The 9,913-nt window shown below is 62.6% G+C and carries 12 protein-coding genes; 2 read left to right on the top strand and 10 right to left on the bottom strand.

The window, feature by feature from the left end:
• Positions 1 to 146: 146 nt before the first annotated feature.
• The 10 genes from GIV35_RS26800 to ccmA form a co-directional block, all read right to left on the bottom strand.
• Positions 147 to 554, bottom strand: a complete 408-nt coding sequence (locus tag GIV35_RS26800) for a hypothetical protein (protein WP_057976697.1) — start codon at positions 552 to 554, stop codon at positions 147 to 149.
• A gap of 16 nt (positions 555 to 570) precedes the next feature.
• The gene (gene ccmI, locus GIV35_RS26795) at positions 571 to 1,761 is read right to left on the bottom strand and encodes a c-type cytochrome biogenesis protein CcmI (protein WP_223024324.1); all 1,191 of its coding nucleotides are present in this window, start codon (positions 1,759 to 1,761) and stop codon (positions 571 to 573) included.
• Complete coding sequence (locus tag GIV35_RS26790) at positions 1,754 to 2,227, bottom strand: cytochrome c-type biogenesis protein (RefSeq protein WP_213154044.1); 474 nt, start codon at positions 2,225 to 2,227, stop codon at positions 1,754 to 1,756. The genes ccmI and GIV35_RS26790 overlap by 8 nt, the downstream gene beginning before the upstream one ends.
• Positions 2,224 to 2,760, bottom strand: coding sequence for a DsbE family thiol:disulfide interchange protein (locus tag GIV35_RS26785; protein WP_054920121.1), 537 nt, complete (start codon positions 2,758 to 2,760; stop codon positions 2,224 to 2,226). The genes GIV35_RS26790 and GIV35_RS26785 overlap by 4 nt, the downstream gene beginning before the upstream one ends.
• Positions 2,757 to 4,745 (bottom strand): heme lyase CcmF/NrfE family subunit, encoded by a 1,989-nt coding sequence (locus tag GIV35_RS26780; RefSeq protein WP_236265624.1) that lies wholly within the window; start codon positions 4,743 to 4,745, stop codon positions 2,757 to 2,759. Before GIV35_RS26780 ends, GIV35_RS26785 begins: the two co-directional genes overlap by 4 nt.
• 3 nt (positions 4,746 to 4,748) lie before the next feature.
• A complete protein-coding gene (ccmE, locus tag GIV35_RS26775; RefSeq protein WP_014717703.1) occupies positions 4,749 to 5,207 on the bottom strand; it encodes a cytochrome c maturation protein CcmE in 459 nt (152 codons plus the stop codon).
• A complete protein-coding gene (gene ccmD, locus GIV35_RS26770; protein WP_003172771.1) occupies positions 5,204 to 5,380 on the bottom strand; it encodes a heme exporter protein CcmD in 177 nt (58 codons plus the stop codon). Before ccmD ends, ccmE begins: the two co-directional genes overlap by 4 nt.
• Positions 5,377 to 6,132 carry a heme ABC transporter permease gene (locus tag GIV35_RS26765; RefSeq protein ID WP_054899080.1) on the bottom strand — a complete coding sequence of 252 codons (756 nt, stop codon included), beginning with the start codon at positions 6,130 to 6,132 and terminating at the stop codon, positions 5,377 to 5,379. The genes ccmD and GIV35_RS26765 overlap by 4 nt, the downstream gene beginning before the upstream one ends.
• Positions 6,133 to 6,219: 87 nt before the next feature.
• The gene (gene ccmB / locus GIV35_RS26760) at positions 6,220 to 6,888 is read right to left on the bottom strand and encodes a heme exporter protein CcmB (protein ID WP_014717701.1); all 669 of its coding nucleotides are present in this window, start codon (positions 6,886 to 6,888) and stop codon (positions 6,220 to 6,222) included.
• The gene (gene ccmA, locus GIV35_RS26755) at positions 6,885 to 7,520 is read right to left on the bottom strand and encodes a cytochrome c biogenesis heme-transporting ATPase CcmA (protein ID WP_200648830.1); all 636 of its coding nucleotides are present in this window, start codon (positions 7,518 to 7,520) and stop codon (positions 6,885 to 6,887) included. Before ccmA ends, ccmB begins: the two co-directional genes overlap by 4 nt.
• Positions 7,521 to 7,720: 200 nt before the next feature.
• Between ccmA and fliK the strand changes: the two genes are divergently transcribed.
• A complete protein-coding gene (gene fliK, locus GIV35_RS26750) occupies positions 7,721 to 9,298 on the top strand; it encodes a flagellar hook-length control protein FliK (protein ID WP_223024322.1) in 1,578 nt (525 codons plus the stop codon).
• Entirely contained in the window at positions 9,295 to 9,624 is a 330-nt protein-coding gene (locus tag GIV35_RS26745; protein WP_213154043.1) for an EscU/YscU/HrcU family type III secretion system export apparatus switch protein, read from the top strand. Before fliK ends, GIV35_RS26745 begins: the two co-directional genes overlap by 4 nt.
• Positions 9,625 to 9,913: the final 289 nt, after the last annotated feature.

Here is a 9,913-nt window from a genome sequence, read left to right as displayed (position 1 = left end):
ACTTGTGGCGAGGGAGCTTGCTCCCGCTGGACTGCGTAGCAGTCCCATTTTTGGGGCCGCTTCGCGCCCCAGCGGGAGCAAGCTCCCTCGCCACAGTTACCGATTCTGTCTTAACTGACTGGCATTAACCCTCAGGCCGCCTTTTGTCATTGCGCGTACTGCTTGCTCAACCCCGGCGGCACGCCTTGCACGTTGGTCTCTTCCCATGGCCCGTTGGGGCTGATGGAGCGGCTCCAGCCGTTGCTCCAACGGTAGTAAGTGCGCTGGCGGTAGAAGGTATCAGGCTGATCGTCGAGCACGTACACCTGCATCTTGCCGTCCCAGTGGCTGGCAGCGCCCGGCGGTGGAGCAAAGGTCGGCGACTTGCTTGGCAGCGGTTTGGCCGGTGGCGTCACCGGGCCGGAAGGTTTGGTGCTGGGCTTGGTGCTCGGCTGGGTCGAGGGGCCAGACGGTGGAATAGTCGGGCCGGTCGGCGCCGGAGGTGGGCGGTGGACCGCACAGGCGCTCAGGCCGAGTACCAGGCTGAGCAAGGTGATGCGTGCAAATGCGGTCATGGGCGTGTCCTCAGAGTTACTGGTCCGGAGTGTCGATGGTCAATTGCTGCAACGCAGTGGTGTTGCTGGCCAACGGTTGGCTGCGACCGATCCATTCGCCAGTGGTCGGTTGGCCGGCCCGGGATATGCGCGCAACCAGTTGGACTTCGGGGAAGTTGGACAGTTTCAACTGCGGCATCATCGCGTCGGCATCGCCCAGTTCGACGGTGACCGGCAATGCGTCGACGGTCACACGCTTCGCAGCCAAGGGCGCCGGGGGGCCGTTTACGGCGCGGGCAAAGATGAACACGCTGTCGCCTGGCAGGACGTTGGCCTTCACTTCGGCAGATAAGTCCACCCGCACGGTCAGCAGCGCCTTGGGCGCCGGAGCCACGCTGCCACCGCTCTCCTTGAGCTTCTCTGCCGCGCGATCAATCCCGCCTTGCAGGGCGACACGGGAATTGTCTTCTGGCGGCAGTTGCGCGAGCAGGCGGTTCCAGTAGTCGATGGCTTCCTGATAACGCTGGCCCTCAAAGGCAGCGATACCCAACAGGCCAAGACTGGTGACTTCCTTGGGATCGAGCTTCAAGGCTTCGTCGGTCAGCGCTTGAACCTGAGGCGACCATTGTTTGTTGTCTGCAAAGTACTGCGCCTGGGCCCATTGGCCGAGCAGTTCCGGTTGGCGCCCGGCCAACGCAACCGTACGTTCAAAGACTTTGGCGGCATCGCCGGCACGGTCCTGGGCCATATAGGCGCGCCCAAGGAAGTACAACCCTTCTGCCGAATCCGGTTGTGCAGCGGCGGCGCGTTCCAGGCGGCGTGTCATGTCGGCCATGGACACCGGCGGTTGGGAAAACTCACGGGTCAGTTCAACCTTGTCGCTCGCGCCATAATGCAGGTACAGCGCAACGCCCAGCACAGGCACCAGAAACGCCGCCAAAAACGGCAGCGGTTTGCCTAACCGCGATTCGCGGGGCTTTTCCACACCTTCAGTGTCGGCCAGCAACTCACGGGCCGCTTCGGCGCGGCCGGTGTCGAGCTGCGCGGTATTCAACACACCTTCGTCCTGCTGCGCTTGCAGCTCGGCGACGCGTTCCTGGTACAGCGCCACGTTCAACGCGGTGCGATCCTCTTCACGCTGGGCACGACGGCCACGCAACACAGGGATCAACAGGAAACTCAGGGCAATCAGTAGCAGCAAACCGGCTGCGAGCCAGAAATCAATCATCAGTCTTGGTGTCCAGCAATTGGTCGAGGCGTTTACGCTCTTCAGGGGACAGCGCATCGGCGCTATCAATCGGTGCGACACGGCGCCGACGCACGATCACGGCCATTACCACCACGCCGGCCAGCAACAGCCCGGCCGGGCCAAACCACAGCAGCGCGGTCTTGCCGGTGAGTGCCGGTTTGTAGCGTACGAAATCACCGTAGCGGTCGACCATGAAGTCGATGATCTGCTGGTCGTCCTTGCCCTCCCCCAGCATGCGGAAAATCTCTCTGCGCAGGTCGGTGGCGATCGGGGCGTTGGAGTCGGCGATGTCCTGGTTCTGGCATTTGGGGCAGCGCAGTTCCTTGGTCAGGTCGCGGAAACGCTCACGCTGCGCGTCGTTGGCGAATTCATAGGTGTCGATGGCGGCGTGGGCCACGCCGGCCAGGCCCAGGGCTAAAACGGCAGCGGTCAACCAACGCTTCATGGCTTGGCCTCATCGACCAGGGCCTGGTACTTGGCGGCCAGTTGCTCACGCCACACCGTTTCGTCGATCACGCCGACGTACTTGTCGCGGATCACACCTTTGGCGTCGATGAAGAAAGTTTCCGGCGCGCCGTACACACCCAGGTTCAATCCCAGGTTGCCGTCTTCGTCGCGGATATCCAGCTGGTACGGGTTATGAAACTCCGCCAACCACTTCACGGCCGCCGCATTGTCGTCCTTGTAGTTGATGCCGTAGATCACCACACCCTTCTCGGCCAGCTTGTTCAACACCGGGTGTTCGACGCGGCAAGAGATGCACCAGGTGGCCCACACGTTGACCAGCGCCGGCTTGCCCTGCAAGTCTGCCTGGGTCAGGGTCTTGTCACCCTGCACCGTTGGCAGGTTGAAGGCGGGGAACGGCTTGCCGATCATCGCCGAAGGCAGCTCGGCAGGGTCCAGGTACAACCCGCGATACAGGAACACCGCCACCAGCAGGAACAACGCCAGCGGCACAACCATCAACCAACGCTTCATACCGCAGCTCCCGAAAGGCCAAGCGCTTCACGCACCCGGCTCTTGACCTTGACCCGATAGCGCCGGTCCAGCGCTGCGAGAAACCCGCCGAACCCGGTGAGCAAACCGCCGAACCAGATCCAGCGCACGAAGGGTTTGACATGCACGCGCACGGCCCAGGCCCCGTCGCCCAAGGGTTCACCGAGGGCCACATACAGGTCACGGGTGAAACCGGCGTCGATACCAGCCTCGGTCATCATCGAACTCTGCACGGTGTACAGGCGTTTCTCCGGGTGCAGCACGGCGATTTCCTTGCCATTGCGCACTACGCGCACCGTGCCTTTGTCGGAAGTGAAGTTCGGCCCTTCGAAGTGCTTGGCACCTTCGAAGATGAAGTGGTAACCGGCCAGGTCCATGGACTCGCCCGGCGCCAGGCGCAGGTCGCGCTCGGCGCTGTTCTGGCTGGACAGCACTACCCCAAGGGCGCACACCGCGATACCAATGTGGGCGATCTGCATGCCCCAATAGCTGCGGGTCAGGGTGGGCAGGCCCTTGAGCAAACCCTTGTGGCGCGTTTTGTCGACGATGTCCCGCGCCCCCGCGAGCAACACCCAGGCTGCCAGCAGGAACGTCGCGAGTACCGCCCAATTGAAGTCGCCGTAGGCAAACCCGGCGATCACCGCCAGGGCCACGCTGCCGAGCAGCACCGGCATCAGCATGCCCGCCAGCCATTTCACCGGGGTGTCTTTCCAGCGCACCAGCACGCCGACCGCCATCACCACCATCAACAGGCCCATCAGCGGGATGAACAACGCATTGAAGTACGGCGGCCCCACGGACAGCTTGGCGCCGCTCAAGGCGTCCAGCACCAGCGGGTAGAGGGTGCCGAGCAGGATCATCGACGCGGCTACCACCAGCACCAGGTTATTGCCCAGCAACAGGGTTTCCCGCGACCACAGGTTGAAACCGACCTGGCTTTTGACCACCGGCGCGCGCAAGGCAAACAGGGTGAGCGAGCCGCCGACGACAAACAGCAGGAAGATCAGGATGAACACGCCGCGCTCAGGGTCTGAGGCAAACGCATGCACCGAGGTCAGCACGCCCGAGCGCACCAGGAAAGTGCCGAGCAGGCTGAGGGAAAACGCCGCGATGGCGAGCAGTACCGTCCAGCTCTTGAACACGCCACGTTTTTCGGTGACGGCCAGGGAGTGAATCAGCGCGGTACCCACCAGCCACGGCATGAAGGAGGCGTTTTCCACTGGGTCCCAGAACCACCAGCCGCCCCAGCCGAGTTCGTAGTAGGCCCACCATGAGCCCAGGGTGATACCGATACCGAGGAAGGCCCAGGCAACGATGGTCCATGGCCGTGACCAGCGCGCCCAGGCGGCGTCGAGACGCCCGCCGAGCAAGGCGGCGATGGCAAACGCGAAGGCCACGGAGAACCCCACATAACCCATGTAGAGCATCGGCGGGTGCACGATCAGGCCAATATCCTGCAGCAACGGGTTGAGGTCGTGACCGTCCACCGGGATCTGCGGCAGGATGCGGGTGAACGGGTTGGAGGTCATGATCAGGAACAGCAGGAAGCCGATGCTGATCATGCCCATCACCGCCAGCACCCGCGCCAGCATCACTTGCGGCAATTGGCGCGAGAACACCGAGACGGCGAAAGTCCAGCCGCCGAGGATCAAGGCCCACAACAGCAATGAACCTTCGTGGGCACCCCACACGGCGCTGAACTTGTAGTACCAGGGCAAAGCGCTATTGGAGTTGTTGGCAACGTAGGCGACCGAAAAATCGTCGGTCATGAAGGCGTAGGTCAGGCACCCAAAGGCGAACAGCAGGAAGGCAAACTGGCCCCAGGCGGCCGGCTGCGCCAGGCTCATCCACAGGCGGTCGCCGCGCCAGGCACCGAGCAAGGGCACCACGGCCTGGACCACGGCAAAGCACAGCGCGAGGATCATCGCCAACTGGCCCAGCTCCGGAATAAACAGTGCGGACGTCATGGCTCAGCCCTCCTTGACTGGGGTGGCGGGAGCGGTTTGGCCGCTGTCTTTCAAGGCTTTGGTGACCTCGGGCGGCATGTATTTTTCATCGTGCTTGGCCAGCACTTCGTCAGCCACTACCACGCCATCGGCGTTGAGCTTGCCCAGGGCGACAATGCCCTGGCCTTCCCGGAACAGGTCCGGGAGGATGCCGCGATAGGTGATGGTCACGGCCTTGTTGAAATCGGTGACGACGAAGGTCACGTCCAACGAATCGCCGGAACGCTTCAACGAGCCCTGCTCTACCATGCCGCCAGCGCGGATGCGCGTATCGACCGGTGCCTCGCCATTGGCGATCTGGGTGGGCGTGTAGAACAGGTTGATGTTCTGCTGCAGGGCGCTCAGGGCCAGGGTCACGGCAATGCCGACGCCGGCCAGGATGGCAAGAATGATCAACAGACGCTTTCTACGCAGCGGATTCACTTTTCGGTCTCCCGGCGCAGACGTCGCGCCTCTTGTTGCAGGTAACGCTTGCGGGCCAGGATCGGCGCGGCGACGTTGAGGGCCAGCACCGCCAGGCAGATGCCATAGGCCGTCCAGACATACAGGCCGTGGTGGCCCATGGCGAGAAAATCGCTGAAAGAAGCAAAACTCATCCACGTGCTCCCAGGCAATTTTGCACTTCGGCTTTCACCCAACTGGTACGGGCTTCACGCTTGAGTACTTCAAGGCGCATGCGCAGCAGCAATACGGCGCCGAAGAAACAGTAGAAGCCCAGCACCATCAACAGCAACGGCGCCCACATCTCCACGGGCATCGCCGGTTTTTCGGTGAGCGTGAAGGTGGCGCCCTGGTGCAGAGTGTTCCACCACTCCACCGAGTACTTGATGATCGGGATGTTGATCACGCCGACAATCGCCAGCACCGCGCAGGCCTTGGCGGCGCTGTCACGGTTGCTGATGGCGTTGCCCAGGGCAATCAGGCCGAAATACAGGAACAGCAGGATCAGCATCGAGGTCAGGCGCGCATCCCACACCCACCATGAGCCCCAGGTCGGCTTGCCCCAGATCGCACCGGTCACCAGTGCCACGGCGGTCATCCATGCACCGATCGGCGCGGCGCATTGCAGGGCCACGTCGGCCAGCTTCATCTTCCATACCAGGCCGACGATGCCACACACCGCCAGCATCACATAGCAGGACTGGGCCAGCATCGCGGCAGGTACGTGGATATAGATGATGCGAAAGCTATTGCCTTGCTGATAGTCCGGCGGCGCAAAGGCCAGACCCCAGACCAGGCCGGTGCCGATCAGCAGGATGGCGGCGATACTCAACCACGGCAGCAGCTTGCCACTGATGCCATAAAACCATTTGGGCGAGCCGAGCTTGTGAAACCAGGTCCAGTTCATTGCTGTTTCCATCACGGTGCTTTTCGTCGTGGCGAAAAGCTCAGGGTCTTTACTGACTCAGCGTCATTGACGCCGGGTCAGACCTCATTATTCACCGACGCTGATTTTCAGGCCGGCGGCTATAGCAAAAGGTGTCAGGGTTACCGCCAGGGCGGTCAGGCTACCCAGCCACAAGAGGTAACCGGTCGCCGGCATGCCCATGAGCGCGGCTTGCAACGCGCCACTGCCCAGGATCAACACCGGGATATACAAAGGCAGAATCAACAGGGCCAGCAACAGCCCGCCCCGTTTCAAGCCGACGGTCAACGCTGCGCCCACCGCCCCCAACAGGCTGAGCACCGGCGTGCCGAGTAACAAAGACAGGAGCAGCACCGGCAGGCATTCAACGGGCAACCCAAGCATCATGGCAAGCAGTGGCGAGAGCAAGACTAGCGCCAAGCCGGAAAAAACCCAGTGTGCCAGCACCTTGGCCAGTACCAGAAGTGGCAACGGGTGCGACGAAAGGACCCACTGCTCCAGGGAACCGTCTTCGAAATCACTGCGAAACAGCCCGTCCAGCGAGAGCAGAACCGATAAAAGCGCGGCGACCCACACCAGTCCTGGGGACAAGGTTTGCAACAGTTTAGTCTCCGGGCCAACCGCCAGCGGGAACAGCGCGATCACGATGGCAAAGAACACCAGCGGGTTGGCCAGTTCGGCGGGGCGACGGCACAACAGCCGGGCTTCGCGGGCGACCAACAGGGCGAACACACTCATAGCGACCACCGCCCCAGGTCCAACTCACGGTAGCCAGCGGGCATGCGCGCCAAGGTGTGGTGGGTGGTGAGCACCACCAGGCCGCCTTGCTCGCAGTGCTGGGCCAGGTGTACTTCGAGTTGAGCCACGCCTTGTTTGTCGAGGGCGGTGAAAGGCTCGTCGAGAATCCACAACGGCGGGCCGGGCAAGTACAAGCGGGCCAAGGCCACGCGGCGCTGCTGGCCGGCGGACAGGGTGTGGCAGGGAACGTCCTCAAAGCCCTTGAGGCCCACCGCGGCCAGGGCCTGCCAGATGGCGTCACGGGAAGCAGGATGATGCAGGGCGCTGAGCCAACTGAGGTTTTCTTCAGCAGTGAGTACGTCTTTGATGCCGGCGGCGTGGCCGATCCAGATCAGGTTGCGCGCCAGCTCGCTACGCTGTTCGTTCAAGGGCTTGCCGTTGAGATGCACCACGCCGGCCGTCGGCTGCATCAGCCCGGCCAGCAGGCGCAGCAGGCTGGTCTTGCCGCTGCCATTGGGGCCACTGATTTGCACCATGTCCCCACCCGTCAGCCGCAGGTCGAGTTGCTCGAACAGCAGGCGCAGGTCGCGTTCACAGGCAAGCGCTACGGCTTCAAGAAGAGGGCTGGTCAAAAGATCGCGGGCCTTTACGGTTCAAGTCGGCGGTGCAGCGGCCGTTATAGAGAGATGCACAATAACGGCTTTGGCGACCGATTTTAGAGAGCTGGATCAAATAGTTGTGAGGTTTTTACCGCTCTCTTTGCAGACGGGCGGCATTATACATGCGATGCCCTACTCTAAAGAGGGCAATTTCCCCAGAGACGATGCGCACGATGACCGGTGAGATCAACCTTCCTCCACTGCCGCCAACCTCCGCGCCCGGGCCCGCACCGCTGCCGGCCGCCGGCGAGCTGCTCAAACTGCTGGAGCCGCAGGCTGGGTTGATCGACCCGGGGAAAACCGTGAACGCCGAGGTCATCGCGCTTAAACAAGGCGGCGAGGCCTTTCAGTTACTGCTCAAACTGACCCTCGAAGGCGGTCGCCAGACGCTGGTGCAGGCCAGCAGTGCCCAACCCTTGCCTCTAGGCAGCAATGTGGCGGTGAGCCAGACGCCTGCGGGCAACCTGGCCATTACCTTGCAGCAAGCCATGAGTGCCAACGTGGCCGCTCTCACTCGCCTCGACCCCCACCAGATGCCGGTGGGTACGTTGTTGCAAGCCAAGGTGCTGACCACGCAGATGCTACCCCAGGGCACGGCGCAACCGGCGATCTATCGCTCGCTGGTGAGTGTGCTCAATAACGCCCTGGCCGGTGCCACCCTCACCCTGGAAAGCCCTCAACCGCTGAGGGTGGGCAGTTTGCTCAGTGCCGTGGTGCAGAACGCGCAGACCCTGAACTTCGTACCGCTAAGCGGCTTGAAGGACCAACTGGCCGTGACGCAGCAGCTTGCCACCCAGCAAAGTCGCCAAGGCTCGCTGGATGCGGTGTTCACCGCCTTGCAAAACCTGCCCCGTGGCGACAGCACATCGGCCGAGCTGCGGGCCGCCGCCGAGCGATTGTTGGCGGCCTTGCCCGATCTGGCACAGGTCAGCAACCCCAAGGTGCTGGCTCAGGTGGTGCAGAACAGCGGCGCCTTTCTGGAAGCCAAACTGCTCGCGGGCCAGAACCCGCAAATCCCACCGTTGGACATGAAAGGCGCGCTGTTACGCCTGGTCGCAGACCTGCTGCCCGCCCTGCCCGCCAGCACCAACCTGAATGCGATCCTCGCCGCCAATACCCTGGCCCAGGTGTTGCCGCACTTTGTGCGCAGCCCGCTGAACACCCTCGGCCAGGTCGGCGCCCGGCAGACACCCGCCGGCTTCCCGCTGCCCGAAAGACTGATGGCAAAACTGGAAGGTGAAGGCGACCTGGAAAATCTGCTACGCCTGGCCGCCGGGGCGATCTCGCGCTTGCAGAGCCATCAACTGTCGAGCCTGGAACAGACCGGCACCACCGCCGACGGACGCCTGCAAACGACCTGGCAGTTGGAGATTCCCATGCGCACCCTGCAAGACATCGTGCCGTTGCAGGTCAAGTTCCAACGCGAGGAGCCCGCGCCAGACAAGGACCAGCCCGAGCGCAAGGATAAAAAAGACCCGAAACAGATGCTTTGGCGCGTCGAACTGGCCTTCGACATGGAGCCGCTGGGGCCGTTGCAAGTTCAGGCGCAGCTGTCCCAGGGCAAACTGTCCAGCCAGTTATGGGCCAGCCGCCCTTTCACGGCCAGCCTGATCGAAAGCCACTTGGGCAGCCTGCGTGAGCGCCTGGTCTCATCCGGGCTCAACGTCGGCGACCTGGATTGCCACCTGGGCACCCCGCCACGCGGGCCAAAAACCGGACTGGAGCAACGCTGGGTGGACGAAACCGCATGAAAAACGCCGACCCGCCCCGCCAGGCCATCGCCCTCAAGTACGACGGCCAACAGGCCCCTACCCTGACAGCCAAAGGCGATGATGCCCTGGCCGAAGCCATCCTCAAGCTGGCACGGGAGAATGAAGTACCGATCTATGAAAACGCCGAGTTGGTGAAGCTGCTGGCGCGCATGGAACTGGGGGACAGCATTCCGGAAGAGTTGTACCGCACGATTGCCGAGATCATTGCGTTTGCCTGGACGTTGAAGGGCAAGTTCCCGGCGGGCTACGACCCGGATGCGGGGCCGGTGGAGCGGGATGTCACTGAGCAGGGTGACGATTACTGATTGCTCATGAGGCCCATACACCAACCAACTGTGGGAGCTGGCTTGCCTGCGATAGCGGTGGCTCAGTTAGCCCATTTGTTCCTGATACAACGACATAGCGCTCAACGCTAACCACGATGCGAAGCGAGCCGCTCTTGATCTGCTTTTGATCTGCTTTTGATTTTGATCTTAAGCGCCCCGTCAAACCACGCTGGCCGGAATTCGACAGGGATTTGGGGGGTAAACCGGCAGGGATGCCGGTTTAGCCGCCCCGCGCCATGGATGGCGCGTGGCGGCGGCCCCCCAAATC

The sequence above is a fragment of the Pseudomonas sp. PA-1-6B genome (assembly GCF_021609545.1).
In the GTDB taxonomy this organism is placed as follows: Bacteria; Pseudomonadota; Gammaproteobacteria; order Pseudomonadales; family Pseudomonadaceae; genus Aquipseudomonas; species Aquipseudomonas fluorescens_BV.
Note: the sequence above shows the minus strand (reverse complement) of the source record. Positions and strands in the feature narration are given on the sequence as shown.

Coding starts and splice junctions, on each gene's coding strand:
- ccmD (WP_003172771.1), bottom strand. CDS start 5,380: ATGAGTTTTGCTTCTTTCAGCGATTTTCTCGCCATGGGCCACCACGGC.
- ccmB (WP_014717701.1), bottom strand. CDS start 6,888: ATGAGTGTGTTCGCCCTGTTGGTCGCCCGCGAAGCCCGGCTGTTGTGC.
- GIV35_RS26800 (WP_057976697.1), bottom strand. CDS start 554: ATGACCGCATTTGCACGCATCACCTTGCTCAGCCTGGTACTCGGCCTG.
- GIV35_RS26790 (WP_213154044.1), bottom strand. CDS start 2,227: ATGAAGCGTTGGTTGACCGCTGCCGTTTTAGCCCTGGGCCTGGCCGGC.
- GIV35_RS26785 (WP_054920121.1), bottom strand. CDS start 2,760: ATGAAGCGTTGGTTGATGGTTGTGCCGCTGGCGTTGTTCCTGCTGGTG.
- GIV35_RS26745 (WP_213154043.1), top strand. CDS start 9,295: ATGAAAAACGCCGACCCGCCCCGCCAGGCCATCGCCCTCAAGTACGAC.
- GIV35_RS26765 (WP_054899080.1), bottom strand. CDS start 6,132: ATGAACTGGACCTGGTTTCACAAGCTCGGCTCGCCCAAATGGTTTTAT.
- fliK (WP_223024322.1), top strand. CDS start 7,721: ATGACCGGTGAGATCAACCTTCCTCCACTGCCGCCAACCTCCGCGCCC.
- ccmI (WP_223024324.1), bottom strand. CDS start 1,761: ATGATTGATTTCTGGCTCGCAGCCGGTTTGCTGCTACTGATTGCCCTG.
- GIV35_RS26780 (WP_236265624.1), bottom strand. CDS start 4,745: ATGACGTCCGCACTGTTTATTCCGGAGCTGGGCCAGTTGGCGATGATC.